Source organism: Streptomyces sp. NPDC002911 (genome assembly GCF_053591835.1).
On sequence record NZ_JBSFUO010000001.1, the window covers coordinates 121,550 to 147,573 of the forward strand.

23 protein-coding genes and 2 pseudogenes are annotated in these 26,024 nt (G+C 71.6%); 13 read left to right on the forward strand and 12 right to left on the reverse strand.

From position 1 onward, the window contains the following. Window positions 1-62: 62 nt before the first annotated feature. The 3 genes and pseudogenes from ACWD04_RS00485 to ACWD04_RS00495 all read right to left on the reverse strand — a co-directional run. Entirely contained in the window at window positions 63-395 is a 333-nt protein-coding gene (locus ACWD04_RS00485; RefSeq protein WP_451126569.1) for a DUF3817 domain-containing protein, read from the reverse strand. A gap of 55 nt (window positions 396-450) precedes the next feature. Next, the gene (locus tag ACWD04_RS00490; RefSeq protein ID WP_451126571.1) at window positions 451-960 is read right to left on the reverse strand and encodes a MarR family winged helix-turn-helix transcriptional regulator; all 510 of its coding nucleotides are present in this window, start codon (window positions 958-960) and stop codon (window positions 451-453) included. A 9-nt stretch (window positions 961-969) separates the two neighbouring features. After that, a pseudogene (locus ACWD04_RS00495) lies at window positions 970-1,135 on the reverse strand (MFS transporter); the annotation flags it as partial. A gap of 20 nt (window positions 1,136-1,155) precedes the next feature. Between ACWD04_RS00495 and ACWD04_RS00500 the strand changes: the two are divergent. Further along, window positions 1,156-1,614, forward strand: a pseudogene (locus ACWD04_RS00500) (ArsR family transcriptional regulator); the annotation flags it as partial. Here ACWD04_RS00500 and ACWD04_RS00505 read toward each other — a convergent pair. From ACWD04_RS00505 to ACWD04_RS00515, 3 genes are all read right to left on the reverse strand, one after another. After that, window positions 1,535-2,767: a glycosyl transferase gene (locus ACWD04_RS00505; RefSeq protein ID WP_451126573.1), complete on the reverse strand. Its 1,233-nt coding sequence runs from the start codon at window positions 2,765-2,767 to the stop codon at window positions 1,535-1,537. The pseudogene ACWD04_RS00500 and the gene ACWD04_RS00505 sit on opposite strands and share 80 nt — an antisense overlap. Before the next feature lie 264 nt (window positions 2,768-3,031). After that, window positions 3,032-3,325 carry an MTH1187 family thiamine-binding protein gene (locus ACWD04_RS00510; RefSeq protein WP_031091528.1) on the reverse strand — a complete coding sequence of 98 codons (294 nt, stop codon included), beginning with the start codon at window positions 3,323-3,325 and terminating at the stop codon, window positions 3,032-3,034. Continuing rightward, a complete protein-coding gene (locus ACWD04_RS00515) occupies window positions 3,322-3,672 on the reverse strand; it encodes a DUF3817 domain-containing protein (RefSeq protein ID WP_325746621.1) in 351 nt (116 codons plus the stop codon). The genes ACWD04_RS00510 and ACWD04_RS00515 overlap by 4 nt, the downstream gene beginning before the upstream one ends. A gap of 209 nt (window positions 3,673-3,881) precedes the next feature. Between ACWD04_RS00515 and ACWD04_RS00520 the strand changes: the two genes are divergently transcribed. The 4 genes from ACWD04_RS00520 to ACWD04_RS00535 all read left to right on the forward strand — a co-directional run bounded on the left by ACWD04_RS00520 (window position 3,882) and on the right by ACWD04_RS00535 (window position 6,510). After that, window positions 3,882-4,514 (forward strand): AIM24 family protein, encoded by a 633-nt coding sequence (locus ACWD04_RS00520; protein ID WP_451127414.1) that lies wholly within the window; start codon window positions 3,882-3,884, stop codon window positions 4,512-4,514. Continuing rightward, entirely contained in the window at window positions 4,514-5,164 is a 651-nt protein-coding gene (locus ACWD04_RS00525) for an AIM24 family protein (RefSeq protein WP_451126576.1), read from the forward strand. Before ACWD04_RS00520 ends, ACWD04_RS00525 begins: the two co-directional genes overlap by 1 nt. Continuing rightward, complete coding sequence (locus tag ACWD04_RS00530; RefSeq protein WP_451126578.1) at window positions 5,161-5,937, forward strand: AIM24 family protein; 777 nt, start codon at window positions 5,161-5,163, stop codon at window positions 5,935-5,937. Before ACWD04_RS00525 ends, ACWD04_RS00530 begins: the two co-directional genes overlap by 4 nt. 96 nt (window positions 5,938-6,033) lie before the next feature. Further along, window positions 6,034-6,510 (forward strand): MarR family winged helix-turn-helix transcriptional regulator, encoded by a 477-nt coding sequence (locus ACWD04_RS00535; RefSeq protein ID WP_451126580.1) that lies wholly within the window; start codon window positions 6,034-6,036, stop codon window positions 6,508-6,510. A gap of 11 nt (window positions 6,511-6,521) precedes the next feature. On the opposite strand, the gene ACWD04_RS00540 is transcribed toward ACWD04_RS00535, so the two are convergent. Continuing rightward, window positions 6,522-7,982 (reverse strand): ATP-binding protein, encoded by a 1,461-nt coding sequence (locus ACWD04_RS00540; RefSeq protein WP_451126582.1) that lies wholly within the window; start codon window positions 7,980-7,982, stop codon window positions 6,522-6,524. Then, a complete protein-coding gene (locus tag ACWD04_RS00545; protein WP_451126584.1) occupies window positions 7,979-8,638 on the reverse strand; it encodes a response regulator transcription factor in 660 nt (219 codons plus the stop codon). Before ACWD04_RS00545 ends, ACWD04_RS00540 begins: the two co-directional genes overlap by 4 nt. A 124-nt stretch (window positions 8,639-8,762) precedes the next feature. Here ACWD04_RS00545 and ACWD04_RS00550 point away from each other — a divergent pair, with 124 nt between their 5' ends. Then, the gene (locus ACWD04_RS00550; RefSeq protein ID WP_451126586.1) at window positions 8,763-9,407 is read left to right on the forward strand and encodes a PepSY domain-containing protein; all 645 of its coding nucleotides are present in this window, start codon (window positions 8,763-8,765) and stop codon (window positions 9,405-9,407) included. Between the two features lie 33 nt (window positions 9,408-9,440). Here the strand turns inward: ACWD04_RS00550 and ACWD04_RS00555 are convergent, their stop codons facing one another. The 4 genes from ACWD04_RS00555 to ACWD04_RS00570 all read right to left on the reverse strand — a co-directional run bounded on the left by ACWD04_RS00555 (window position 9,441) and on the right by ACWD04_RS00570 (window position 16,296). Next, window positions 9,441-11,669, reverse strand: coding sequence for a serine/threonine-protein kinase (locus ACWD04_RS00555; protein ID WP_451126588.1), 2,229 nt, complete (start codon window positions 11,667-11,669; stop codon window positions 9,441-9,443). Beyond that, a complete protein-coding gene (locus ACWD04_RS00560) occupies window positions 11,666-13,957 on the reverse strand; it encodes a protein kinase domain-containing protein (RefSeq protein WP_451126590.1) in 2,292 nt (763 codons plus the stop codon). Before ACWD04_RS00560 ends, ACWD04_RS00555 begins: the two co-directional genes overlap by 4 nt. A gap of 145 nt (window positions 13,958-14,102) precedes the next feature. Then, window positions 14,103-15,065, reverse strand: coding sequence for a methylmalonyl Co-A mutase-associated GTPase MeaB (gene meaB, locus ACWD04_RS00565; RefSeq protein ID WP_451126592.1), 963 nt, complete (start codon window positions 15,063-15,065; stop codon window positions 14,103-14,105). A 28-nt stretch (window positions 15,066-15,093) separates the two neighbouring features. Further along, window positions 15,094-16,296 (reverse strand): acetyl-CoA C-acetyltransferase, encoded by a 1,203-nt coding sequence (locus ACWD04_RS00570; protein WP_451126594.1) that lies wholly within the window; start codon window positions 16,294-16,296, stop codon window positions 15,094-15,096. Between the two features lie 134 nt (window positions 16,297-16,430). On the opposite strand from ACWD04_RS00570, the gene mce reads away from it, so the two are divergent. The 7 genes from mce (at window position 16,431) to ACWD04_RS00605 (ending at window position 26,023) form a co-directional block, all read left to right on the forward strand. Continuing rightward, window positions 16,431-16,859, forward strand: a complete 429-nt coding sequence (gene mce / locus ACWD04_RS00575) for a methylmalonyl-CoA epimerase (protein WP_451126596.1) — start codon at window positions 16,431-16,433, stop codon at window positions 16,857-16,859. Window positions 16,860-17,103: 244 nt separating this feature from the next. Further along, window positions 17,104-20,895 (forward strand): polarized growth protein Scy, encoded by a 3,792-nt coding sequence (scy, locus tag ACWD04_RS00580; protein ID WP_451126598.1) that lies wholly within the window; start codon window positions 17,104-17,106, stop codon window positions 20,893-20,895. Window positions 20,896-21,070: 175 nt separating this feature from the next. After that, complete coding sequence (locus ACWD04_RS00585) at window positions 21,071-22,009, forward strand: cellulose-binding protein (RefSeq protein ID WP_451126600.1); 939 nt, start codon at window positions 21,071-21,073, stop codon at window positions 22,007-22,009. A gap of 92 nt (window positions 22,010-22,101) precedes the next feature. Then, window positions 22,102-23,109, forward strand: a complete 1,008-nt coding sequence (locus ACWD04_RS00590; RefSeq protein WP_451126602.1) for an ABC transporter ATP-binding protein — start codon at window positions 22,102-22,104, stop codon at window positions 23,107-23,109. Window positions 23,110-23,114: 5 nt separating this feature from the next. Then, window positions 23,115-23,894 carry an ABC transporter permease subunit gene (locus tag ACWD04_RS00595; protein ID WP_451126604.1) on the forward strand — a complete coding sequence of 260 codons (780 nt, stop codon included), beginning with the start codon at window positions 23,115-23,117 and terminating at the stop codon, window positions 23,892-23,894. A 135-nt stretch (window positions 23,895-24,029) separates the two neighbouring features. After that, entirely contained in the window at window positions 24,030-25,157 is a 1,128-nt protein-coding gene (locus ACWD04_RS00600; RefSeq protein WP_451126606.1) for an ATP-binding cassette domain-containing protein, read from the forward strand. Then, window positions 25,154-26,023 carry an ABC transporter permease subunit gene (locus ACWD04_RS00605; protein WP_451126608.1) on the forward strand — a complete coding sequence of 290 codons (870 nt, stop codon included), beginning with the start codon at window positions 25,154-25,156 and terminating at the stop codon, window positions 26,021-26,023. The genes ACWD04_RS00600 and ACWD04_RS00605 overlap by 4 nt, the downstream gene beginning before the upstream one ends. The last annotated feature ends 1 nt before the right edge of the window (window position 26,024 follow it).

The window sequence follows — 26,024 nt, forward strand, 5'->3', positions numbered from 1 at the left end:
CCTAGTAAATGTCGACGGCAAACCGCCCGGCGCATCGCGCGGGGCGGTTCGGGTACCTCTGGTCAGACCTTGACGGCCCGTGCGGAGCCGTCGGTGATCAGCGGCTCGACCTCCCGGACGACCTTGCGCTCGACGAAGAACGCGGCCGTCGGGATCGTGCCGGAGATCAGCACCCAGAGCAGCTTGCCGATCGGCCACTTCGCCTTGGAACCGAGGTCGAAGGCGAAGATCAGGTAGATGATGAACAGGACGCCGTGAAGCTGCGAGACCGCGAAGGTCAGGCTCTCGCCGGTGTCGAATCCGTACTTGAAGACCATGCACACGCACAGGATCATCAACATGACGGCGGTGACGTAGGCCATCACCCGATAGCGGGTCAGCACGCTGCGTTTCATGGCATCGAGCCTAACCGGGCGGCCGGGACGATCTTGCAGCACCCCGTCCTCGCGGCTACTTGTCCTCGAAGTCCTGGGCGGCCACCCGCAGCGGCCGGAGCATCGCGAAGATCTCGGCGCACTCCTCGTCGTCGTACGCACCGAGCCCGAAGTCCATCACCATCAGGTCCTGGCTGGCCGCCTCGACGACCTCGCGGCCCTTGTCCGTGATGGAGGCCAGGGTCCCGCGGCCGTCGTTGGGGTTGGGACGCTTGTCGACCAGCCCCGAGCGCACCAGCCGGTCCACCGTGTTCGTCACGGAGGTGGGGTGCACCATCAGGCGCTCGCCGATCTTGGACATCGGCAGCTCACCGGCCTGGGAGAAGGTGAGCAGGACCAGCGCCTCGTACCGGGCGAAGGTCAGCCCGTACGGTTTGACCACCGCGTCCACCTCGGCCAGCAGGATCTGCTGCGCACGCATGATCGAGGTGATCGCGCCCATGGAGGGCACCGGCCCCCACCGCCGCTGCCAGAGTTCTTCGGCGCGGGAGATGGGATCGAAGGGAAGGCTGAGCGGCTTCGGCACGGCACGACCTTACCCACTGGTCACATGCGGGTCAGCCCTGTCTCGCCTTTCGGTACCGGACGCGTGTTCTACGGACCTCCGCGACCAGCAGGAGGGTGCAGACGGTGCCGAGCACGCCCGAGCCGGCGACCACCTGATGCACCGGGACGAACTCCGCGGCCGGCCCCGCGAGGGCCTTCGGGGCCACCACGGACGCTCGGCGACATCAGCCCGCAGCTGCGCTGGACGGACTCGACCCTGACGGTGGTCGGCACCCAGGGGAACCACAGCCGGGTCCTGGGCGGCCAGGGCCTCGTCCTGATGCCCAGCGTCTTCGTGTGGCCGGACGTCGTCGGCGGCCACGAACCGCCCTGGCGGCCCGCCGTGATCTATCCGGCGCGCGGCATCGGCGGGCTGTGGACGGAGTCCGCCGACCGGGCGCCGGACGCGCTCGCCCGGCTGCTGGGCCGGGCCCGCGCCGACGTGCTGTGCGCCCTCGGCGAACCGGCCGGGACGAGCGCACTTGCCCACCGGCTCGCGCTCGCCCCGTCCTCCGTGTCCGCCCATCTCGCGGTGCTGCGCGCGGCGGGCCTGCTCACCTCGCGGCGCTACGGGCATCAGGTGCTGTACGAGCGCACACCGCTGGGCATCGCTCTGGCGGCGCAGGAGCCCTGAGCGGGGCCATCGGCCCGCTGTCGTTCCCGCGCTCACGCCGGAGTGCGCAGGACCGCACCACGCCCGGTGCGAGGGCGATCACCAGAGCGAGCACCGACCAGCCACGGGCCGCCGGGTGGGCGAGGGCCGCCAGACAGCTCAGCACACCGAGCAGCCGGGTGAGGACGGCCACGGGGTGGTGGACGACCAGCAGCGTGTAGCCGAGGAGCCGGCCGGGCGGCATCCGGAACAGCGCCTCTCCGTACTGCCGCAGCAGCGCCCTCCCGGGCCGGTGCGGCCGTCGGCCGGGGCGGTCCACCGACGAGGCGCGCCCTTCGCGGGAGACCGCCACGTCCCGGGTGTGCACGGAACGCCAGTACCGTCCGGTCCGCGGGTTGCGGCGGTGGTGGATCTCGAGCCCGGTGGCCGTGTCCTCGGTGACCGAGTCGTGGAAGCCCCCGGCCTGGCGCAGCGCCGCGACGCGTACGACGCTGCCGGGACCGGCGAACACGGCCGCGCCGTAGCGGTTGCCCGCGCGCTGCGCCAGCACGTGGAGGTCGTCGTCCCCGCCGGGCCGGGGGCTGACGACGAACGCCATGTCCGGGTCGCGGAAGTAGCCCGTCATCCGCTCCAGGAAGTTCGGCAGCGGGACGTGGTCGGTGTCCACGGACGCGAAGAAGTCGTAGGCGTCACCGTGCTTGGCGAGCCACGCGTTGCGGTTGCCGTGCCTCGTCCCGGCCTGGTGCGGGCCCTGTGCCCGGTTCCACTCGGGCACCCCGAGGCGGGTGAAGTGGTGCACGCCCAGTTCGGCGCAGAGCATCCGGGCCTCCGGATCGTCCCCTTCGTCGAGCAGCCAGACGTCCAGCGGCCCGGGGTGCCTCATCCGTACGGCTCCCTCCAGGTTCGCCCGCACCGAGGAGAGCGGCTCCCGGCCGGGCACGTACGTGGTGAGGAAGGCGACCCGGGTGCCGGGCTCGGGCATCGGCGGGACCGGATCGCCGGCCACCGTCACGGCGTGCACGACCAGGGCGAGGCCGGCCGCCGCACACACGGCGAGCAGACCGAGGGACACCAGCATCACGGAGTCGGCGGGAGCGAGCCACGCCCGGCCGTGCCCGCGTGCGGCCCGGTGCGCGGGCAGGACCAGGAGGAGGAGCAGCAGTCCGGCGAGCACGGGGGCGAGCGTCAGCGGGGGGACCGCCCTTATTCGGCGCCGGCCGGTGCGGCCGGCAGGCCGGCTGCGACATTCGTGGTCAGGTCTTTCCGATGGCATCGGGCCTCCAACGGTCGGATATGCCGATGTCCCCACAGAAGGGGAGATCCGGCGAGGTGGCGACCCGGCAGGTCCGACCGAGCGGATTTCTTCGCCCGAACGGGACGAGCCCCCGGCGCCGGAGGGCGTGGGGGCTCGTCGTGCGTGCGGGGGCCGACGGGGGTCTCAGCCCGCCAGGTGGCGCTCCACCGTCTCGACCTTGGAGGTCAGGCCGTCGGTGACGCCCGGCCGGATATCGGCCTTCAGCACCAGGGAGACACGGCCGGCGCGGGCCTCGACGGCGGCGACGGCGCGCTTGACGACGTCCATGACCTCGTCCCACTCGCCCTCGACGGAGGTGAACATCGCGTCCGTGCGGTTGGGCAGACCGGACTCGCGGACGACCCGTACGGCGTCGGCGACGTACTCTCCGACGTCCTCGCCGACGCCCAGAGGACTGACGGAGAAGGCGACGATCATGCGCTGACCGTGCCCTCGGCGCGGGCGCGGGCGGCGATGACGCCGTCGGCCTCGTACTTCTTGAGCAGTTTCTCGCCGTAGAGACCACCGAAGGGCACGACCGCGAGGAGGAAGAACAGGGCGACGCGCTTGAGGGGCCACTTGGCCTTGACCCATACGTCCAGCAGGAAGATCACGTAGATCGTGAAGAGCAGGCCGTGCAGCGCGCCGAGGGGCGGCATCAGGAAGTCGATGTCCGAGACCCGCATGAGGAGCGAGCCGAAGATGAGGAGCGCGGGGAAGGACAGCGCCTCGGGAAGCGAGATGAGGCGCAGCCGGTGCAGGGCGGAAGCGGTCTTGATGTCCACGAGGGCACCTTCGGTGGGAGGGGCGTGTCGGCTTGTGAAAGCAGGCACAAGCACAGCCATTGTGGCATCGTCCCGGGGCTCTTCAGGCAGGGGGTCCGCGTCCGGCCCGTACCGAACGTATCCGCGCATATCAGGCTCATTTCGGGAGCCGGATCGGCCGTGGGGCTCTGTCCGCCGGCCTCTCCTGCGGCTAACGTCTCACCGTGGCGATGTTTCGACTTCAAGGCAGCAAGACGCTCGCCGTCGACCTGACGGGCGATGCCGTCAAGGCGAAGAACGGCTCGATGGTGGCGTACGACGGCCAGATGGCGTTCAAGAAGATGTCCGGCGGCGGTGAGGGCCTGCGGGGCATGGTGACCCGCCGGGTGACCGGCGAGCAGATGGTGATGATGGAGGTGAAGGGGCAGGGCACCTGCTATTTCGCCGACCGGGCGAGCGAGATCAACCTCGTCTCGCTGCACGGCGAGACGCTGTACGTCGAGTCCAGCAATCTGCTGGCCACCGACGCCGGCCTGCGCACCGGCACCTCCTTCACGGGCCTCCGCGGCGGGGCGAGTGGCAACGGTCTGTTCACCACGACCGTCGAGGGCACCGGCCAGGCGGCGATCATGTCGGACGGCTCCGCAGTGGTGCTGCGGGTGACACCCCGGTACCCGCTGAACGTGGACCCCGGCGCCTACATCGCCCACCAGGGCAGGCTCCAGCAGCACTTCCAGTCCGGGGTGAACTTCCGGACGCTCATGGGCGAGGGCTCGGGCGAGTCCTTCCAGATCCGCTTCGAGGGCGAGGGCCTCGTCTACGTACAGCCCAGCGAGCGGAACACCGTCGGGGGCGATGTCTGATGCCGTTCCGTGAGATCAACTCGAAGATGGTCGAGGCCGTGGTGGGCCCCGGCCAGAAGATGTACAGCCAGCGCGGCGCGATGCTCGCGTACCGGGGCGACGTCTCGTTCACCCCGAACATCCAGGGCGGCCAGGGCGGCCTGGGGTCGATGATCGGCCGGCGGGTGGCGAACGAGGCGACCCCGCTGATGACGGTCGAGGGCAACGGCACGGTGATGTTCGGCCACGGGGGCCACCACATCCAGGTGATCGGCCTGGCCGGCGACACCCTCTACGTGGAGGCCGACCGGCTGCTCGCCTTCGACGGGACGCTCCACCAGGGCACCATGTTCATGGGCTCGCAGGGCGGGGTGATGGGCATGGTGCGCGGCCAGGTGACCGGGCAGGGCCTGTTCACGACGACGCTCAAGGGCCACGGCGCTGTCGCCGTGATGGCGCACGGCGGGGTGATCGAGCTGCCGATCACGCCGGGCCGGCCGGTCCATGTGGACCCGCAGGCGTACGTCGCGCACCACGGGGACGTGACCAACAAGCTGTCCACCGCGCTCGGCTGGCGCGACATGGTGGGACGCGGTTCCGGTGAGGCGTTCCAGCTGGAGCTCAGCGGCAACGGAGCGGTGTACGTCCAGGCGTCGGAGGAGAAGCTGTGAGCACGCCGGTGGTTTTCGACCCGATGACGCTGCCGTCGGACGACAACGTCAACGCGTACACCTTCTGCGTGGAGCTCAAGGGGAGCCAGTGGTTCCTGCAGAAGGGCAAGATGATCGCCTATTACGGGCAGATCGAATTCAACGGCATCGGGCACGGCCGCTTCGAGCGGCTGATCCGTACGAGCTTCCACTCGCCGCTGCACGCGAGCGACTGGGTGGTGGCCGAGGGCAGCGGCAAGATGCTGCTCGCCGACCGGGCCTTCGATGTGAACTCCTTCGACCTGGAGGACGGCAACCTGACGATCCGCTCCGGCAATCTGCTGGCCTACCAGCCGACGCTGGCGCTGAAGCAGTCGATCGTGCCGAATTTCCTGACCCTGATCGGGACGGGGAAGTTCGTCGCCGCGTCCAACGGCCCGGTGGTCTTCATGGAGCCGCCGCTCCGGGTGGACCCCCAGGCGCTGGTGGGGTGGGCGGACTGCCCCTCGCCGTGCCACCACTACGACCACGGCTACATGACGGGCGTGATGGGCGGGCTGCGCTCGCTGACCGGGATCGGCGGCACCTCGGGCGAGGAGCATCAGTTCGAGTTCGTCGGGGCGGGTACGGTGCTGCTTCAGTCGACCGAGGCACTGATGCCGGAGCAGACGACCGGCGCCGTCCCGCACGAGCCGGGTGTGCCGGGCGGCGGTCCCGGGAGCGGTGGTCAACATGGCTCCACACCCCGCATGCCCGGTCAGCTGGGGGACCTCCAGCGCCGCTTCGGACTGTGAACGGTAGTCTGCGGAGTGTGACACCCGACAGGCGGGTGCGCAGCGTCACACTCCCAGACTTCGTCCGGCTTTCAACATCTTAGGTAGAATTCATACATGGAGACCGAGACGGCCACACGGTGGCTTACCGATGCGGAGCAGTGCGCCTGGCGCACCCACCTGGACGTCAGCAGGCTGCTGACGCATCAGCTGGAGAAGGACCTCCAGCCGTTCGGCCTGACCATGAACGACTACGAGATCCTGGTCAACCTCTCGGAGTCGGAAGACCAGCGCATGCGGATGAGCGATCTCGCCGCCGCCACCCTGCAGTCCAAGAGCAGGCTCTCTCACCAGATCACCCGTATGGAGAACGCCGGCCTGGTGCGGCGCGAGCACTGCGAGTCGGACCGGCGCGGACTGTTCGCGGTCCTCACGGACCTGGGCGGCGAGACGATGCGGAAGGTCGCGCCGCGCCACGTCGAGTCGGTCCGCAGGCACTTCATGGACCTGCTCTCCCCCGAGGAGCTCACCGGACTGCACTCGGCGCTGACCCCGATCGCGGACCATCTGCGCGGGCGGCGCGGCAAGCCGTAACCGGCCGGCGCTCAGCAGTCCTCCGCCGCCCCCTCCCGCCCGGCCTGCGGCTTCCCCGGCAGCCGCAGGGTGAACCGCGCACCGCCGCCCGGCCCCTCGCCCACCGTGAGTGTGCCTCCGTGCCGGGCGGCCACATCGCGGGCGATGGCCAGGCCGAGCCCGGCTCCGCCGTCGTCCCGGCTGCGGGCGTCGTCCAGCCGCACGAAACGCTCGAAGATCCGGTCCCGCTCGGCCTCGGGCACGCCCGACCCGTCGTCGGTGACCTCCACGAGCACATCTCCCCCGTCCGCCCGCACCGACACGGCGACGGAACGCTCCGCGTGACGCTGGGCGTTGTCCAGCAGATTACCGACCACCCGCGCCAACTGCCCCCTTGAACCGGCGACTTCGAGCGGTCCACTGTCGTCGGCGACGGACACGTCCGGCGGGATCCGGTCCGTGGCCCGCTGGGAGATCTCCTCGCGGACCAGTGCGGCCAGGCCGACCGCCGCCCGCCCCGGCCGCTCCCCCGCGTCCAGCCGGGCGAGCAGCAGCAGATCGGCGGCCAGCACCTGCAGCCGTACGGTGTCGGCGACCGCGCCGGACACGTCCAGCAGCTCCGGGTGGGCCTCCCCCACCTCCAGCTGGGTGCGCAGCGAGGCGATCGGGCTGCGCAGCTCGTGCGAGGCGTCGGCGACGAAGCGCCGCTGCCGGTCGACCGAGGCCTCCAGCACGGTGAGGGTCTCGTTGGTCGTACGGGCCAGCCGTGCGATCTCGTCCCGCGAGTCCGGCTCGGGCACGCGCCGGCTGAGATCCTCGGACGCGGTGATCGCGGCCAGCTCCTGCCGGATGCCCTCCACCGGGCGCAGCGCGCGCCGGGTGACCAGCCAGGTCACTCCGGCGACGACGAGCAGCATGAGGGGCAGTCCGGTCAGCATCGAGGTGCGTACGGTGTCCACGGCCTCCTGCTCGGCCGCGAGCGGGGCGCCCGCGTGGACGGTCAGGGTGACGCCCTGCCCGGTCGTCACCTCGACGGCGGCCAAGCGGTAGTCCGCCGTCCCGCCGTCGACGGTGGCGGTGCCGTTCGTGAAGCCCGGCGGATCGGAGGAGACCTCACTGCGGGGCGGGTCGTCGTCATCGTCGTCGTCATCGTCGTCACCCGGACTCGGGGCCGGCGCGGAGGGCGCTGGTACGACCCCGGCCGCGCCCGTCCCCGAAATCGCCTCCAGGTCCGGGGAGACGGCCACCACGCGCCCCGACTCGTCGGTCACCTGGACGGGGTGGGTGTCCTCGTCGCCCAGCTCCAGGTCCGCGTACGGCACGCCCAGGGCGATCTGCCCGGCCACCTCGCGCGCGGCGACCTCCGCCTCCAGGCCCGCCCTGTCCGTCAGGTTGCCGCGCAGCACCGTCAGGACGGCCAGCCCCGCGACGATCAGCGCTACGGCGACGACCAGGGTGGCGCCCAGGGCGGCCCTGGCTCGTACGGACCTCACAGGACCTCCAGCCGGTAGCCCGCGCCCCGTACCGTACGGATCGTCGCGGCGCCGAGTTTGCGGCGCAGCGTGCTGATGTAGACCTCGACGATGTTCGGGTCCCCTTCGTAGGCGAAGTCCCAGACGTGCTCCAGGATGTCGGCCTTGCTGACCACCTCGCCCGCGCGCAGGACGAGCTGTTCCAGGACGGCGAACTCCTTGGTGGTGAGCGTGACTTCGTCCTCGCCACGGTGGACCCGGCGGGCGGCGGTGTCCATCCGCAGCGTGCCGGCTGTCAGCACCGGCGAGGCGGATCCGCCGCGGCGGCGCAGCAGCGCCCGGATCCGGGCGACGAGCACGACGTACGAGAACGGTTTGGTCAGATAGTCGTCGGCGCCCGTGTCGAGGCCCTCCGCCTCGTCGTACTCCCCGTCCTTCGCCGTCAGCATCAGGATCGGCATCTCGTGCCCGGCGGCGCGCAGGGCGGCGCAGATCCGGTAGCCGTTCATCCCGGGCAGCATGATGTCGAGGACCACGAGGTCGTGGACACCCTGGCCGGCCAGGTGCAGGCCCTCCAGACCGTCGTGCACGACATCCACGGCGAAGCCCTCGGCTGTGAGTCCTCTCGCGAGGGACGTCGCGAGACGCTTCTCGTCCTCCACGATCAACAGGCGCATGGGGACAGCTTCCCAAACCGAACCTGAAGAAGTCTTCAGGTGGCTTCAGGCTGCGTTCAGCATCGCCGGGCCAGTGTGGGTCCCGTCGCTCAGCACAGCACATCCCATCGGGGAGGAACCCACCATGAAGCGCAACATCGCCATCGCCACCCTCACTGCGGCCGTACTCGTCGGCGGCGGGCTCGCCGCCACCGCGGCCTTCGCGGACTCCGCCGGCAGCGTCAAGGACGACCGGACTGCCGTGGCGGACCGGGTGGCCGGGAGCACCGGGGAGCGGACGGCCGAGCGGAAGACCGAGCGGCTCACCGTGGACGAGGCCGTCGGCGCCGCGCTGAAGGCAGTCCCCGGCACGGTGACCGAGGCCGGTCTGGACGATGACGACGACGACCGCGACCGCGCCGTCTGGGAGCTCGACGTGTACGGCTCCGACAAGGTCTGGCACGACGTGTCCGTGGACGCACGGAACGGCACAGTGCTGTCCGACCGCGAGGACGACGACAACGACGACCGCGACCAGCACGCCTCCCGTTCGGCCGCCGTGTCCCTGGACGCGGCGGTGAAGGCGGCCCTCGCCGCGCAGCCCGGCACGGTGACGTCGGTGGACCTGGACGACGACGACGACCGGCGCGGTGCCCTGCGCTGGGACGTCGATGTCGCGGGCAAGGACGGCAAGCAGCACGAGCTGCACGTCGACGCGAAGAGCGGCAAGGTCACCGTGGACCAGGACGACGACAACGACGACAACGACAACGACGGCGACGACGACTGATCCTCAGGCCCGGCGGTCCCGTCCGGCTCCGCCTTAGGGTGCGAAGCCGGACAGGACCCTGCCGTCGTCAGGTGAGGAGAGGAACAGGGCGTCACCGTATGCGATCAGGGAGGGCGGCGTACCGCCGATGGGCAGGTCGAAGAGCTTGCCCGCGCCGGGAGGGTTCTCGCCGCTGCCGTCCATTTCGTAGGCGCTCACCGTGATGTCCGCGTGGACGAACGCCCGGTCGCCCACGATCGAGACGTTCCCCGCCTTCTCGTCGAGCAGGGTGTCGACGTGGTACCAGAGTTCCTCGCCGTCACGGAGACGGAACGCCCGGACCTCGCCGGGCGCCGAGACCACCACCGTGCCGTCCGCCGTGACGGCCGGCTTCATCGCGCCCGCCATCCCCTCGGCCAGGGTGCGGCGGCCGGCGGGGGCGGAGGTGTCCGTCACCGTGAGGCCGTCCCGGGCGACGCAGATCAGATCGCCGCCCTTGAGCAGGGGATGGGCGCACTCCGTGTCCTCCTTGCCGACTCCCCGCAGCCGCTCGCCCGACCGGGCGTCGAAGATCTGGATGTCGCTCCCCACGGCCACCACCCGGCCGTCCCCGGCCAGGAGGGTCGAGTCGGACTCGGCGTACTCGACGGCCCACATCTCCGGCTTCTCCTCACCGGTGATCTGCTGGGCGGTCAGACGGCCGGCCGAGCCGCCCTCGTTCCAGGAGACGTGGAAGATCACTCCGTCCGAGTACACCGCTCCTGTACCCAGCTGACCGTCCGGCAAGGCGCGCCGCCACACCTCCTCGCCGTCGGTCAGGCGCAACCCGACGAGGGCGCCCGGCACGAAGGCGTACACCGTGCCGTCCACGGCCGTGACGACCGAGCGGCCGTCCGTGCCGGCCTCGGACCCGGGCCTCTCCGGGACGTTCCAGCGTTCGGTGCCCTTCGCCGCGTCCAGCGCGGTGACGCCCCGCCGGCCGGAGCAGACCAGGGTCCCGGCCGACAGTAAGCAGCCGTGCTCACCCACACCCTCGTCGGTCGTCCAGGGCTTCCAGCCGGTCGGCCGCACGGCCAGGTCCGCGCCGCGTGCCCCGAAGTCGTCCGTGCGGGCGGCGTCCGCCCCGGACACGACCGTGGGCCCGGCCGGGGCGGCCGCCGAGGATGCCGGTCCACCCGGCCGGGCGGCGGCCGGATCGCCGGCGCCGTCGTCACCGTCGAGCAGCCCCGGCAGGAACACCGCGCCGAGCACCGCGCAGACCACCGCGAGCGCGACCATGCCCACGACGGGACGGCGCCGCCGGGTACGTACGGGAGGCGGCGGCGTGGGGGCGGCGGCCGGCGGTGGTGGCGGAGCCACCGGCGCCGACTCGGCGCACCTCAGGGCCAGTTCGGCGTGCGCAGCGCCCAGCCCCCGTACCGCGCCGTGCCACGGGAAGGGCTCCGGGACGCCACCCGGAGCGAGCAGCCCGGCAAGCTCGTGCGGGGTCGGCCGGTCCTCGGGGCGGGCGGCGAGGCAGCACTCGATCACCGCGCGCAACCCCGCTGGTACGCGGTCGAGTTCCGGTTCGCCGTGCGCGATCCGGAAGATCACCGCCGCCATGTCCGGATCGTCGAACGGGCCGCGTCCGCACGCCGCGAACGCCAGCACCGCGCCCAGGCAGAACACGTCGGACGCCGGGACCAGCGCCGTCGAGCCGTTGACGTGTTCGGGCGAGATGTAGCCGGGGCTGCCGACCACCACACCGGTCCGGGTGAGCTGGGTGGCCTCGAAGGCCTGGGCGATCCCGAAGTCGATCACCTTGGGTCCGTCGGCGCCCAGCAGGACGTTGCCCGGCTTGAGGTCACGGTGCAGCACCCGTACGGCGTGCATGTCGGCGAGCGCCAGGGCCAGCCGCGAACCGACGGCCCGGACCACGTCCTCGGGCAGCGGCCCGGTGCGGGAGACCGCCTCGGCGAGCGAGGGGCCCGGGACGTACTCCGTGGCGAGCCAGGGCGTCCCGCCCGACGCGTCCCCGGCGACGAGTGCCGCGGAGTGAGGGCTGCGCACGGCACCGGCCGCCGCGATCTCCCGGCGGAAGCGGATACGGAAGCCGTCGTCGAGGTCGAGCCCAGCGAGCACGGTCTTGAGCGCGACGAGCCCGGCGAGCGGTCCGGCGCCGGCGGCCGGGGCGGTGTCCGCCCGCGCCAGGTACACCTCGCCCATGCCGCCCGCGCCGAGGCGCCCCAGGAGCCGGTAGGGGCCGATACGGGTGCGGCTGCCGGGAGTCAGGGGCTCGATCACGAGGAGGCCTCTCCTCCGGGCAGCGCGAGTGACACGGCGACGCCGTGCCGGTAGACGATGTGGACGATCCCGCCGACCGGGAAGATCTCGGGCGGCCGGTTCTCCTTGCCCAGCGAGACGCCGATGTCAGGGTCGTACGGCTCCTCGATCGCGGGGACGGGTACGTCCTCGATCGGGGTGCGGCGCAGGGGCCCCGGGGTGCCCCCGCCCAGCGCGACGCTCCGGAGCGCGTCGGTGTCAGCCCAGACGAGGGTGCCGTCGACGAGGGCGGGAGCGGAGACGGGGTTCTTCTCGCGGGCTTCTGCGTCCTTGCCGAGGCTGAAGCGCTTCAGCACCGTGCCGTCGTCACTCCGTACGACGACGAACTCGGACTCCTCGTCGTCCTCGACGGGCTCGGCCGCGGTGTCCATGCCCGTCCTGAACACGGTCAGGCTGTCGGTCTCCGCCACCGCTACCGCGTCCTCGCCGACTCCGGGCGGCGGGTCCTCCTCGTCCGTACCGTCCTGAGCCTGCGGGCAGTGGACCGCGAAGTCGGCCGGTGTCTCTCGTGGGCATCCGGCGGACTCCTCCTCGCCGTCCTCGGTGCGGAAGGCGTGCAGCCCCTCCTCGCTGTTGGCGTAGAGCACCCCGTCGCGGGCGCCCAACGGCCAGAAGTCACCTCTCTGGACCTGGGCCAGATCGTCGCCTGCGAGTGGCCTGTTCCATTTCTCCGTCCCGTCGCGGACGTCGAACGCCGCGATCCCGGACCCGGCGGGCAGAGCCCCCGTGGCCGCGAACACCATCCCGTCCGCGACCCGGGGCGAACTCCCCGGCATGTGGGCCGCCCCGGCCGCGGCTTCCCATCGGGACGTTCCCGTCCTGGCGTCGACTGCGAGGAGATGGTCACCGGTGGCGAAGTACACCGAGTCCTCGTGGACTGTGGGACGGGTGGAGCCACTGGGCATGAAGAACGCCCCGGACGGGCTGTAACGGGCCTCCGCGTCGCCCGGTTCCTCGCCCGCGGCGAACTCCCAGAGTCGCTTGCCGTCGGCTGCCGAGAGCGCCTCGTACGATCCGTCCGCCATACGGCAGACCATGACGTCCTGGCCCGCCGCGCAGCCGAGCGGGGTGCCGTCGAAGGTGGCGTGCCACGCCTTCCAGCCGACCGGGCCTGCCTGCGCGGGAGTCTTCACGCCCTCGGCGCCCCCGCCTCGCAGGGCCGGCAGACCCCACGTGGCCGCCCCGGCGAGGACCGCGACGGCGACGGCCGTGCCGAGGAGGCGCCGGCGGCGGGCGGGACGGACCGGAGCGGCCGTGGGCGGCACCCCGGGTCCCTGGGTGGGAAGTCGGTCCACCGGCGTCCGGCTGCCCGTGGCCGCCTCGGTCGGTGTGTACCCGGGCAGCAGCGGCCCGCCCAGCGCCTGTACGGAGACCAGCTCCCGCTCGTACTCGGCGATGTGCGCCGCGACCGGTCCGGGCCACCGCACGGACGCCTCCGGCGCGAGCCGTGCGGCGAGTTCGCCGGGGGCCGGGCGGGCGGAAGGGTCGGCCACCAGGCAGTCCTGGAGCACGGCGCGCAGTGCGCCGGGCACTCCGTCGAGGTCGGCCTCGACGTACTTGACCCGGTACAGCACCGCGGCGACCGGACCGTCGCCGAAGGGGTCACGGCCGGTGGCGGCGAAACACAGGAGGGACGCGAGGCAGAAGACGTCGGAGGCGGGCACGACGCGTCCGCTGCCCGCCACGTGCTCCGGGGACATGAAGGCGGGGCTGCCGATCATGCGGCTGGTCGTCGTGAGCGGGGTGGCACCCGCGCCGCGGGCGATCCCGAAGTCGATCAGGCGCGGCCCGTCGGCGGCGAGCAGGACGTTGCCCGGCTTCAGGTCCCGGTGCACCACACCCGCCGCGTGTACGGTCTCCAGGGCTCGGGCGAGGTCCGCCCCGAGCATCCGGACCTCTTCCTCGTCCAGCGCGCCCGACCGGCGTATCGCGGCCGACAGGTTCGGGCCCGCGACATAGCCGGTGGCCAGCCACGGCACGTCCGCCTCGGCGTCACCGTCCAGGAGCGGGGCCAGGGCCGGGCCGGTGACCGAGCGGGCGACGGCGATCTCCCGGCAAAAGCGCTGCCGGAAAGAGGGGTCCTGGGCGACATCACGGCGGACCGTCTTCACGGCGACGGGGACCTCGTCGGATCCGGAGCCGTCCCGCAGCCCCAGGAAGACCTCGCCCATGCCGCCCGCGCCGAGCCTGGCCAGAACGGCGTACGGCCCGATACGTCTCGGTGAGTCCTCGCGCAACGGCTCCAGCATGCGTCCCCCCGAGGTACATGACCGGAACGCGCACCGCACGCGTCCCGTGCGCGGCATCTTTTCACGCCCCGTCAGGCGGGGAGCACTGTCCCTCGGAACGCGGCGGGGGCGGCTCCCGGGCGGCCCGCACGCCGCCCGGGGGCCGTCAGTTCCCGCCGGTGAGCCCCGCGACCAGCTCGTCCGCCGCCGCGTACGGGTCGAGGCCGCCGGCCACGATCCGTTCCGCGAGGGCGTCCAGCCGGCGGTCGCCGTGCAGATCGGCGATCCGCTCACGGAGCGCGGTGACGGCGATCGTCTCGACCTCGCGGGCCGCACGCGCCGTACGCCGCTCGGCCAGGATGTCGTGCTCCTCCATCCAGGCCCGGTGCTTCTCCAGGGCCTCGACTACCTCGTCGATGCCCTCGCCCCGGGCGGCGACCGTCTTCACGATCGGCGGCCGCCAGTCGCCGGGCCCTCGGGACTCCCCGAGGCCCAGCATGTGGTTGAGCTCGCGGGCGGTGGCGTCCGCACCGTCCCGGTCGGCCTTGTTGACCACGTAGACATCGCCGATCTCAAGGATTCCGGCCTTCGCCGCCTGGATGCCGTCGCCCATGCCGGGGGCGAGGAGGACGACCGAGGTGTCGGCCTGGGAGGCGATCTCCACCTCCGACTGGCCGACCCCCACGGTCTCCACGAGGATCACGTCGCAGCCCGCCGCGTCCAGCACCCGGATCGCCTGCGGTGCCGACCACGCGAGGCCGCCCAGATGACCGCGGGTGGCCATCGAGCGGATGTAGACGCCCGGGTCGGAGGCGTGCTCCGACATCCGCACCCGGTCCCCGAGGAGCGCGCCCCCTGAGAACGGCGACGACGGGTCGACTGCCAGGACCGCGACCCGTTTGCCGGCCTTCCGGTAGGCGGAGACCAGCGCCGAGGTGGAGGTGGACTTGCCGACACCCGGCGATCCGGTCAGGCCGACGACGTAGGCACGGCCCGCGAGGGGTGCCAGGGCGGCCATCACCTCGCGCAGCTGCGGCGAGGCGCCCTCCACCAGCGAGATGAGCCGGGCCACCGCACGTGGCCTGCCCTCACGTGCCTGCTCCACCAGGGTGGGGACGTCCACCTTCACGCTCGGCCTCCTCGTTCGCTCGTACCGGCTACTTGCCCGGTACGCGGATGATCAACGCGTCGCCCTGACCACCGCCGCCGCACAGCGCCGCCGCCCCGGTGCCGCCGCCGCGCCGCTTCAGCTCCAGCGCGAGGTGCAGCACCACACGGGCGCCGGACATGCCGATGGGGTGGCCGAGCGCGATCGCGCCGCCGTTGACGTTGACCTTGTCGGACGTGACGCCGAGGTCCTTCATCGACTGGACCGCCACGGCCGCGAAGGCCTCGTTGATCTCGATGAGGTCGAGGTCCTCGACCCCGATGCCCTCCTTCTTCAGGGCGTGCCGGATGGCGTTGGAAGGCTGCGACTGGAGCGAGTTGTCCGGGCCCGCCACATTGCCGTGTGCGCCGATCTCGGCGATCCAGTCCAGGCCGAGCTCCTCGGCCCTGGCCTTGCTCATGACGACGACGGCGGCGGCTCCGTCGGAGATCTGCGAGGAGGTGCCCGCGGTGATCGTGCCGTCCTTGGTGAAGGCGGGGCGCAGCTTCCCGAGGGACTCGGCGGTCGTCTCGGGGCGGATGCCCTCGTCCTTGGCGAAGAGGACCGGCTCGCCCTTGCGCTGCGGGATCTCGACCGGTGTGATCTCGGCCTCGAAGACGCCGTTCTTCTGGGCGGCGGCGGCGCGCTGATGCGACTGGGCGCCGATCTCGTCCTGGTCGGCGCGGCCCAGGCCCAGTCGGGTGTTGTGCTTCTCGGTGGACTCGCCCATCGGAATGTTCTCGTAGGCGTCGGTCAGGCCGTCGTACGCCATGGAGTCGAGCATCTCGATCGCACCGTACTTGTATCCCTCACGGGACTTCGGCAGCAGGTGCGGGGCGTTGGTCATGGACTCCTGGCCGCCGGCCACCACGACGTCGAACTCGCCGGCGCGGATCAGCTGGTCCGCGAGCGCGATCGCGTCGAGCCCCGACAGACACACCTTGTTGACGGTGAGCGCGGGGACGTTCATCGGGATTCCGGCCTTGACCGCCGCCTGGCGTGCCGGGATCTGCCCTGCCCCGGCCTGGAGCACCTGGCCCATGATCACGTACTCGACCTGGTCGCCGCCGATACCGGCCCGGTCCAGCGCCGCCTTGATGGCCACGCCTCCCAGGTCGGCGCCGGAGAAGCTCTTCAGCGAGCCGAGGAGCCGGCCCATGGGCGTCCGCGCGCCCGCGACGATCACTGAGGTGGTTCCGGTCGTTCCAGACATGAGGCGCAGCCCCTTGGATTGGTTGTGAACGAGGGTTTACCTGAATGTACTGAGCGGTACTGCGCCCGTCATCCGGCTGTCGGTGTGATCGCGCGCACGTTGCGTAACCAACCCCGGGGCGCTGCACTGGTTCCATGCTGACGCGTATCGACCACATCGGAATCGCCTGTTTCGACCTCGACAAGACGGTGGAGTTCTATCGCGCGACCTACGGCTTCGAGGTGTACCACTCGGAGATCAACGAGGAGCAGGGTGTCCGGGAGGCCATGCTGAAGATCAACGACACTTCTGACGGCGGTGCTTCCTACCTCCAGCTGCTCGAACCGACCCGTGAGGATTCGGCCGTCGGCAAGTGGCTGGCGAAGAACGGTGAGGGCGTGCACCACATCGCGTTCGGGACCGCGGACGTCGACCAGGACGCCGCGGACATCCGCGGGAAGGGCGTCCGGGTGCTGTACGACGAGCCCAGGACCGGGTCGATGGGCTCCCGGATCACCTTCCTGCACCCCAAGGACTGCCACGGCGTGCTGACCGAACTGGTCACCTCGGCGACAGAGCACTGACCCGACCGATACCCGGCCCGGTAGAGTGGGCCGCTCCGGGCCGGGGCCGGGTCGGGGCCGTGCCGCGTCCCCGCCGTTGATCTGTCACCATTCCCCGGGGGACCGCTCGTCGGTGAGCGGTACTCGTACGGAGAATTGCGACCAGGGTTGGGGTCTCCCCCTGCTCAGTGGGGCATTCCCTGCTCGAACGAAGTTGAGAGCTCGGGGAAGAAGTTGAGAGCTCGGGGAAGGATGGGACCGCGCAGTGCGGGGCTACGAGAGCCAGCAGAGCCACCGAGCTGACGACGACCATCTCTCGCGGTTCGAAGCCGAGATGGACCGGCTGAAGACCGACCGGGAGAAGGCCGTCCAGCACGCCGAGGACCTCGGTTACCAGGTCGAGGTCTTGCGCGCCAAGCTGCACGAGGCACGGCGCAATCTGGCGACCCGTCCCGCACACGACAGCGCGGACATCGGCTACCAGGCCGAACAGATGCTCCGTAACGCCCAGATCCAGGCCGAACAGCTGCGTACGGACGCCGAGCGCGAACTGCGTGAGGCAAGGGCGCAGACGCAGCGGATCCTGCAGGAGCACGCGGAGCATCAGGCCCGTCTCCAGGCGGAGTTGCACGCCGAGGCGGTGCAGCGGCGTCAGCGGCTCGACCAGGAGCTGGCGGAACGCCGGCAGACCGTCGAGTCCCACGTCAACGAGAACGTCGCCTGGGCCGAGCAGCTGCGGGCCAGGACCGAGTCCCAGGCCCGCCGGCTCCTGGACGAGTCGCGTACGGAGGCCGAGCAGTCGCTGGCCACCGCCCGCGCCGAGGCCGCCCGGCTCGCCGACGAGACCCGTCGGCGCCTCAACTCCGAGACCGAGTCGGCGCGTGCCGATGCCGAGTCGACCCTCCTGCGGGCCCGCCGGGACGCCGAGCGGCTGCTGGAGGCCGCCTCGACCCAGGCCCAGGAGGCCACCGGTCACGCCGAGCGGCTGCGCGCGACGGCCACCGCGGAGACCGAGCAGACCCGGCAGCAGACCGCGGAGCTGAACCGCGCGGCCGAGCAGCGCGTGCAGGAGGCCGAGACCCGGCTGCGCGAGGCCCGGCTGGAGGCCGAGAAGGTCCTCTCCGAGGCGAAGGACGCCGCGGTCAAGCGGCTGGCCGGGGCCGAGTCGCAGAACGAGCAGCGCACCCGTACGGCCAGGTCCGAGATCGCACGGCTGGTCGGCGAGGCCACGAAGCAGGCCGAGACGCTCAAGGAAGAGGCCGAGCAGGCCCTCGTCGACGCCCGGGCCGAGGCCGAGCGGGTGGTCGCCGAGGCCTCCGAGAAGGCCCGCACCCTGGCCGCCGAGGACGCCGCGGCCCAGCTCGCGAAGGCGGCCCGGAGTGCCGAGGAGGTCCTGACCAAGGCCTCCGACGACGCCAGGTCCACCACCAGGGCCGCCGGTGAGGAGGCCGACCGGATCCGCCGCGAGGCCGAGGCCGAGGCGGACCGGCTGCGCGGCGAGGCCGCCGAGCAGGCCGACCAGCTCAAGGGCGCGGCCAAGGACGACACCAAGGAGTACCGGGCCAAGACCGTCGAGCTGCAGGAGGAGGCCCGCCGGCTCCGCGGCGAGGCCGAGCAGCTCCGCTCCGAGGCGGTCGCCGAGGGCGAGCGCATCCGTGGCGAGGCCCGCCGCGAGGCCGTCCAGCAGCTCGAGGAGGGTGCCCGCACCGCCGAGGAGCTGCTCACCAAGGCCAAGGCCGACGCCGAGGAGCTGCGGACTTCCGCGGGCACCGACAGCGAGCGTGTCAGGACCGAGGCGGCCGAGCGTGCCGCCACCCTGCGCAAGCAGGCCGAGGAAGCGCTGGAGCGCAGCCGCGCCGAGGCGGAGAAGCTGCGCGCCGAGGCCGAGGAACAGGCGACCGCCCTGACCGCCGCGGCGGAGACGGCGGCCGAGGCGCTGCGCGAGGAGACCGAGCGCGGGGTCGAGGCCCGCAAGGCCGAGGCGGCCGAGGAGCTGTCCCGGCTGCACACCGAGGCCGAGTCCCGGGTGGCAGCGGCGGAAGAGGCGCTGGGCGAGGCGCGTACGGAGGCGGAGCGGATCCGCCGCGAGACGAGCGAGGAGTCCGAGCGGCTGCGCGCGGAGGCCGCCGAGCGGATTCGTACGCTCCAGGAGCAGGCCACGACGGAGGCCGAGCGCCTGCGTACCGAGGCCGCCGCCGACGCCGCGCGGTCCCGTGCCGAGGGCGAGTCCGTCGCCGTACGGCTGCGTAGCGAGGCCGCCGCCGAGGCGGAGCGGCTGAAGACCGAGGCGCAGGAGAGCGCCGACCGGGTGCGTTCCGAGGCAGCGGCCGCCGCCGAGCGGGTCGGCACGGAGGCCGCCGAGGCCCTGGCCGCCGCTCAGGAGGAGGCCAACCGCCGCCGCCGCGCCGCCGAGGAGACACTCGGCTCCGCGCGCGCCGAGGCGGATCAGGAGCGCGAGCGCGCCCGCGAGCAGAGCGAGGAGCTCCTGGCGTCCGCCCGCAAGCGGGTCGAGGAGGCCCAGGCCGAGGCCCAGCGGCTGGTCGAGGAGGCGGAGAGCCGGGCGGCCGAGCTGGTCTCCGCCGCCGAGCAGACCGCCCAGCAGGTGCGGGAGTCCGTAGCCGGGCTGCAGGAGCAGGCCGAGGAGGAGCTCACCGGGCTGCGCTCCGCCGCCGAGCACGCGGCGGAGCGGACCAGGACCGAGGCGCAGGAGGAGGCCGACCGGCTCAGGTCCGACGCCTACGCCGAGCGCGAGCGGGCCGCCGAGGACGCCAACCGCGTCCGTCAGGTCGCGCACGAGGAGTCGGAGGCCGCGAAGGCCCTGGCCGAGCGGACCGTCTCCGATGCCATCGCCGAGTCGGAGAAGCTGCGCTCGGACACCTCGGTGTACAGCCAACGGGTTCGTACGGAGGCGTCCGACGCCCTCGCGTCGGCGGAGCAGGACGCCTCGCGCGCCCGCGGCGAGGCCCGTGAGGACGCCAACCGGATCCGTTCCGAGGCGGCGGCGCAGGCCGACCGGCTCATGGCCGAGGCGACGAGCGAGAGCGAGCGCATCCGCACCGAGGCCGCCGAGCAGTCGGAACGCTTCATCGGAGAGGCGACCGACGAGGCGGAGCGGCTGCGCGCGGAGGCGGCCCAGACCGTGGGTTCGGCCCAGGAGCACGCCGCCCGTACCCGCGAGGAGTCGGAGCGGCTGCGCACCGACGCCGAGTCCGCGGCGGAGCAACTGCGCGCGGAGGCCCGTCAGGAGGCCGACCGGCTCCTGGACGAGGCGCGCGAGGCCGCGGCGAAGCGCCGTGCCGACGCCGCCGAACAGGCCGACCAGCTCGTCAACAAGGCCCAGGAGGAGGCGCTGCGCGCCGCCACCGAGGCCGAGGAGCAGGCCGACAGGATGGTCGGCGCCGCCCGCAACGAGGCCGTGCGGATCACCTCGGAGGCGACGGTCGAGGGCAACTCCCTGGTGGAGCGGGCCCGTGCGGACGCGGATGAGCTGCTCGTCGGCGCCCGCCGGGACGCCACCGCGACCCGCGAGCGGGCCGAGGAGCTCAGAGTCCGCATCGAGAGCGAGGTCGAGGAGCTGCACGAGCGCGCGCGGCGCGAGACCTCCGAGCAGATGAAGACGGCGGGCGAGCGCGTCGACAAGCTGATGAAGGCGGCGACGGAGCAGCGGGCGGAGGCCGAGGCCAAGGCCAAGGAGCTGCTTTCGGATGCGAATTCGGAGGCGAGCAAGGTCCGTATCGCCGCCGTGAAGCGCGCCGAGTCGCTCCTCAAGGAGGCCGAGGCCAAGAAGGCCGAGCTGACCCGGGTGGCCGAGAAGCTGCGCGCCGACGCCGAGGCCGAGGCGAAGCAGACGGTCGACGAGGGCCGTCGGGAGCTGGATCTGCTGGTCCGCAGACGCGAGGACATCAACACGGAGATCTCCCGTGTCCAGGATGTCCTCGAGGCGCTGGAGTCCTTCGAGGCTCCGGGTGGACCGGGCAAGGGGGCGGGCGGCGTTGCCGCGGTGAAGGCCGGCGCGGCGGCGGGCAACCGTTCGGGGGGCAAGACGTCGGGCGGGTAGCGGCTCACGGACTTTGCCATGCACATTCAACCCTTCCGGTCACAAGCGCTCCGGGGGTCAGCCACTCAAAAGGACTGTCATTCTCCATACCAAAGCGGCATCTTCACATTGACACGCCGCCCAGGCCCCTAGGATTCCCTCTAACACCTCACCGGTCTCATTCGACAGGAACCCCATGAGCGACCCTTCCTCCCCCTTCGGCTTCGAGCTCGTGCGACGTGGATACGACCGCGGTCAGGTGGACGACCGCATTACCAAACTCGTCGCCGACCGTGACAGCGCTCTCGCCCGTATCACCTCTCTGGAAAAGCGCATCGAGGAACTCCACCTCGAGACGCAGAACGCCCAGGCCCAGGTCAACGACGCCGAGCCGTCGTACGCCGGTCTCGGTGCCCGCGTGGAGAAGATCCTCCGCCTCGCCGAGGAGGAGGCCAAGGACCTGCGTGAGGAGGCCCGCCGCGCGGCCGAGCAGCACCGCGAGCTGGCCGAGTCGGCCGCCCAGCAGGTGCGCAACGACGCGGAGACGTTCGCCGCGGATCGCAAGGCGAAGGCCGAGGACGAGGGCGTTCGTATCGTCGAGAAGGCCAAGGGCGAAGCGAGCACGCTGCGCACCGACGCCCAGAAGGACGCCCAGCAGAAGCGCGAGGAGGCGGACGCCCTCTTCGAGGAGACCCGCGCCAAGGCCGCCCAGGCCGCCGCGGACTTCGAGACGAACCTCGCCAAGCGCCGCGAGCAGTCCGAGCGCGACCTCGCGTCCCGTCAGGCGAAGGCCGAGAAGCGTCTGGCCGAGATCGAGCACCGCGCCGAGCAGCTCCGTCTGGAGGCGGAGAAGCTCCGCACGGACGCCGAGCGCCGGGCCCGTCAGACGGTGGAGACGGCTCAGCGTCAGGCCGAGGACATCGTGGCGGACGCGAACGCCAAGGCCGACCGGATCCGCAGCGAATCGGAGCGCGAGCTCGCGGCGCTCACCAACCGCCGCGACTCGATCAACGCCCAGCTGACCAACGTCCGCGAGATGCTGGCGACGCTCACGGGTGCCGCGGTCGCCGCCGCCGGCTCCCCGGCGGAGGACGAGTCCACCACCCGCGGGGTCCCCGTCCAGCAGACCCGCTGATACCGAGGGCACGTACAGCAGCTGTACCCCTTTGCGCGCCCGGTCCCGCCCTTGTGGTGGCGCCGGGCGCGCGGGCGTTCTAGCGTGAACGCATGATCGAGCTCGACGGCCTCACCAAACGATTCGGTAACAAGGTTGCCGTCGACCATCTGTCATGCCGGGTCAGGCCGGGAATGGTGACCGGCTTCCTCGGCCCGAACGGTGCGGGCAAGTCCACGACCATGCGGATGATGCTCGACCTCGACAACCCGACCAGCGGAACGGTGCGGATCGACGGCCGCCCCTACCGCGATCTCCAGGAGCCGCTCAAGCACATCGGGGCGCTGCTGGACGCCAAGTCGATGCACGGCGGGCGCAGCGCGTACAACAACCTGCTGTGCCTCGCCCAGAGCAACCGCATCCCGGCGAGCCGGGTCTCCCATGTGCTGGACACGGTCGGCCTGAGCGCGGTGGCGAAGAAGAAGCCCAAGGGCTTCTCCCTCGGTATGGGCCAGCGGCTGGGCATCGCGGCCGCACTGCTCGGCGACCCCGAGATCCTGATGTTCGACGAACCCGTCAACGGCCTGGACCCCGAAGGGATCCACTGGATCAGGAATCTGATGAAGGCCCTCGCGGCGGAAGGCCGGACGATCTTCGTCTCCTCGCACCTGATGAGTGAGATGGCCCTGACAGCCGATCATCTGATCGTCATCGGGCAGGGCAAGCTGCTCGCCGACACCTCGATGGCCGACTTCATCCGCGAGAACTCCCGCAGTTTCGTGCGGATGCGCTCTCCGGAGCAGGAACGCCTGCGCGACCTGCTGCACACGGAAGGCGTCGTCGCGGTGGAGTCGGGCAACGGCACGCTGGAGATCGACGGCGAGGCCCCGGAGCGGCTCGGTGAGCTCGCCGGCCGGCACGGGATCGTGCTGCACGAGCTGAGCGCCCAGCGGGCCTCCCTGGAGGAGGCCTTCATGCAGATGACCGCGGGCTCCGTTGAGTACCACGCCCACTCCGAACGCGACGGTGCCCCGCCACCGCCGGTGGGCCCGCACTGGGGCGACCAGTGGAACCAGCAGCAGCCCGGCGGCACGGCCGGCGACCGTACGAAGAAGGTGTGACGGCGATGGCATCGGTACCCGCGGTCCTGAACGCCGAGTGGACCAAGATCCGTACGGTCTCGTCGACCACCTGGACCCTGATCTCCGCGTTCCTCGTCACCGTCGCCATCGGCGCCGCTCTGAGCGCCCTGATGAACAGCCAGTTCGACGATCTCTCCGCCGCCGAGCGGGCCACCTTCGACCCGACGTTCGTGAGCTTCTCCGGCATGGTCCTGGGGCAGTTGGCGATGGTCGTCTTCGGAGTCCTGGTGGTGGGCACCGAGTACAGCTCCGGCATGATCCGCACCTCGCTGGCCGCCGTGCCGCAGCGCGGTTCCTTCCTTTTCAGCAAGATCGCGGTCGCGGGCGTCCTGGCCCTGGTGGTCGGCCTCGCCACCAGCTTCGTGACCTTCTTCCTCAGCCAGGCCCTGCTCGGCGACCGGGGCACCGACATCGGCGCGGAGAACGTGCTGCGCGCGGTGTTCGGCGGCGGCGTCTACATGGGCCTGATCGCGATCTTCTCGATGGGCGTGGCCACGATGCTGCGCAGCTCCATGCTGTCGCTGGGCATCCTGATGCCGTTCTTCTTCCTCGTCTCGCAGATCCTCTCCGCGGTTCCCGGCGCCAAGAGCGTGGCCCGGTACTTCCCCGACCAGGCCGGCTCCGAGATCATGCAGGTGGTTCCGGACGCCATGAACAGCGACCCGGCGCCGTACGGGCCATGGACCGGGCTCGGGATCATGGCGCTGTGGGTGGTGGCTGCACTGATCGGCGGCTACCTCGTGATGAAGAAGCGGGACGCCTAGAGGCGCCCGGAGCACCGCCGCTCCACGGAACGGCTTGGCCGGAACCACCCACGGCTGGTTATCCTCCTAACTCTTACGGGGGCGTGCGGCCGCAGGCCTGGGCCCCGACGACAGATAAGTCGATGGGGCTGGAGAATGATCGAGGCAGTCGGCCTGACCAAGCGCTACGGCGCGAAGACGGCCGTGCACAACCTTTCCTTCCAGGTACGGCCCGGTGCCGTCACGGGGTTCCTCGGTCCCAACGGATCGGGTAAGTCCACCACCATGCGCATGATCCTCGGCCTGGACCGGCCGACGTCCGGACAGGTGACGATCGGCGGCCACGCCTTCCGCAGCCTCCCCAACGCCCCGCGCCAGGTGGGGGCCCTGCTCGACGCCAAGGCCGTGCACGGCGGGCGCAGCGCTCGTAACCACCTGCTGTGCCTGGCCCAGCTGGCGGGTATCCCGGCGGTCCGGGTGGACGAGGTCCTCGGCGTCGTCGGTCTGCAGGACGTCGCGAAGAAGCGGTCCAAGGGCTTCTCCCTCGGCATGGGCCAGCGGCTCGGGATCGCGGCGGCGCTGCTCGGCGACCCGCAGGTGCTGCTCTTCGACGAGCCGGTCAACGGGCTCGACCCCGAGGGCATCCTCTGGGTCCGCAATCTGATGAAGCAGCTGGCCTCCGAAGGCCGCACCGTCTTCGTCTCCAGCCACTTGATGAGCGAGATGGCACTCACCGCCGATCACCTGATCGTGATCGGCCGCGGGCAGCTGCTCTCCGACATGAGCATCAAGGACTTCATCTCCGCCAACTCCGCGGACTTCGCGCGGGTGCGGGTCCCCGACGACCGGCCGGAGGAGCGGGAGAAGCTGACGGCCTCGCTGACGGAAGGGGGCGGCCGAGTCATGACGGAGCCGGACGGGGCGCTGCGCGTCACCGGGCTGCCGCTCCCCCGGATCAGTGATCTGGCCCACGCGTCGGACGTCCGGCTGTGGGAGCTCTCCCCGCACCAGGCGTCGCTGGAGGAGGCGTACATGCGGATGACGCAGGGCGCCGTGGACTACCGCTCGACGGCGGACTCCAAGGAAGGGCTCCAACTGCCGCCGCCCGGCTACGGACAGCCCGATCACGCGCCCCGGAGTATGCCGGAAGTCCCGCAGCAGGGCTGGTACGCACCGCCGCCCCCGGGACAGAACCCGTACGCCGGCACACCGGCACATGTTCCCGCGGCCACCGCGGCCACCGCGGACGCGACCGGGCCCAAGACCACCGAGGACTCCCGATGACGATGCCGGCCCCGCCGCCCCCACACGCTCACCAGGCTCCCCAACAGCCGCAGCAGGGCTGGGACGCCCCTCCCGGCCTGTACGCCTCGCCGATTCCCGTGCGCACTCCCGGCCTCGGTGACGCGATCGCCTCCGAGTGGACGAAGATCCGCTCCGTGCGCTCCACGATGTGGACGCTCGGCGTGATGATCGTGCTGCTGGTCGGCGTCGGGCTGCTCACCGCGCTCGTCGTGAACGTGTCCGACGCCCCCATGGACGACACCCCCGTGCTCAGTCTGGGCTTCTTCGGGGTACTGCTCGGATCGATCTGTGTGATCACGCTCGGCGTGCTGACCATCGCGTCCGAGTACGGCACCGGGATGATCCGTACGACGCTGACCGCGTGCCCGAGCCGGGCGCGGATGGTGATCGCGAAGTCGGTGGTCTTCTTCCTGCTGGCCTTCACGATCACCACGGTGACCACCGGGACCGTCGGAGTCCTGCAGACGGCCATGCTGGACGGCGCCACACCCGACACCGGCTTGTGGGTGCGCTCCACGGTCGGAGTCGGCCTCTACGTCGCCACGCTCGGGCTGCTCTCACTCGCGCTCGGCGCGATCATCCGGCACTCGGCGGGTGCCATCACGATCATGATCGCGGTGGTGCTGCTCCCGCTCGTGCTGGCGATGTTCATGTTCTCGCCGACGCTGGCCGGTGTGCAGGAGGCACTCTTCCAGTACTCGATCCCCAATCAGCTCGCCACGCTGTACAACACGTCCATGACCTCGACGGGGCCGAGCGGCTGGGATCCGCTGTGGATCATCGTCGGCGTGACCGCGGTGGCCATGGCCGGCGCCTTCGCGGCACTGGACCGGCGGGACGTCTGAC

Bases quoted from the DNA above. Each gene is read 5' to 3' on its own strand.
- ACWD04_RS00535 (WP_451126580.1), top strand. From the start codon at position 6,034: ATGGAGACCGAGACGGCCACACGGTGGCTTACCGATGCGGAGCAGTGC.
- ACWD04_RS00590 (WP_451126602.1), top strand. From the start codon at position 22,102: ATGATCGAGCTCGACGGCCTCACCAAACGATTCGGTAACAAGGTTGCC.
- ACWD04_RS00560 (WP_451126590.1), bottom strand. From the start codon at position 13,957: ATGCTGGAGCCGTTGCGCGAGGACTCACCGAGACGTATCGGGCCGTAC.
- ACWD04_RS00520 (WP_451127414.1), top strand. From the start codon at position 3,882: ATGTTTCGACTTCAAGGCAGCAAGACGCTCGCCGTCGACCTGACGGGC.
- ACWD04_RS00600 (WP_451126606.1), top strand. From the start codon at position 24,030: ATGATCGAGGCAGTCGGCCTGACCAAGCGCTACGGCGCGAAGACGGCC.
- ACWD04_RS00595 (WP_451126604.1), top strand. From the start codon at position 23,115: ATGGCATCGGTACCCGCGGTCCTGAACGCCGAGTGGACCAAGATCCGT.
- ACWD04_RS00510 (WP_031091528.1), bottom strand. From the start codon at position 3,325: ATGATCGTCGCCTTCTCCGTCAGTCCTCTGGGCGTCGGCGAGGACGTC.
- ACWD04_RS00525 (WP_451126576.1), top strand. From the start codon at position 4,514: ATGCCGTTCCGTGAGATCAACTCGAAGATGGTCGAGGCCGTGGTGGGC.
- mce (WP_451126596.1), top strand. From the start codon at position 16,431: ATGCTGACGCGTATCGACCACATCGGAATCGCCTGTTTCGACCTCGAC.
- ACWD04_RS00585 (WP_451126600.1), top strand. From the start codon at position 21,071: ATGAGCGACCCTTCCTCCCCCTTCGGCTTCGAGCTCGTGCGACGTGGA.
- ACWD04_RS00550 (WP_451126586.1), top strand. From the start codon at position 8,763: ATGAAGCGCAACATCGCCATCGCCACCCTCACTGCGGCCGTACTCGTC.
- ACWD04_RS00570 (WP_451126594.1), bottom strand. From the start codon at position 16,296: ATGTCTGGAACGACCGGAACCACCTCAGTGATCGTCGCGGGCGCGCGG.
- ACWD04_RS00605 (WP_451126608.1), top strand. From the start codon at position 25,154: ATGACGATGCCGGCCCCGCCGCCCCCACACGCTCACCAGGCTCCCCAA.
- ACWD04_RS00485 (WP_451126569.1), bottom strand. From the start codon at position 395: ATGAAACGCAGCGTGCTGACCCGCTATCGGGTGATGGCCTACGTCACC.
- ACWD04_RS00545 (WP_451126584.1), bottom strand. From the start codon at position 8,638: ATGCGCCTGTTGATCGTGGAGGACGAGAAGCGTCTCGCGACGTCCCTC.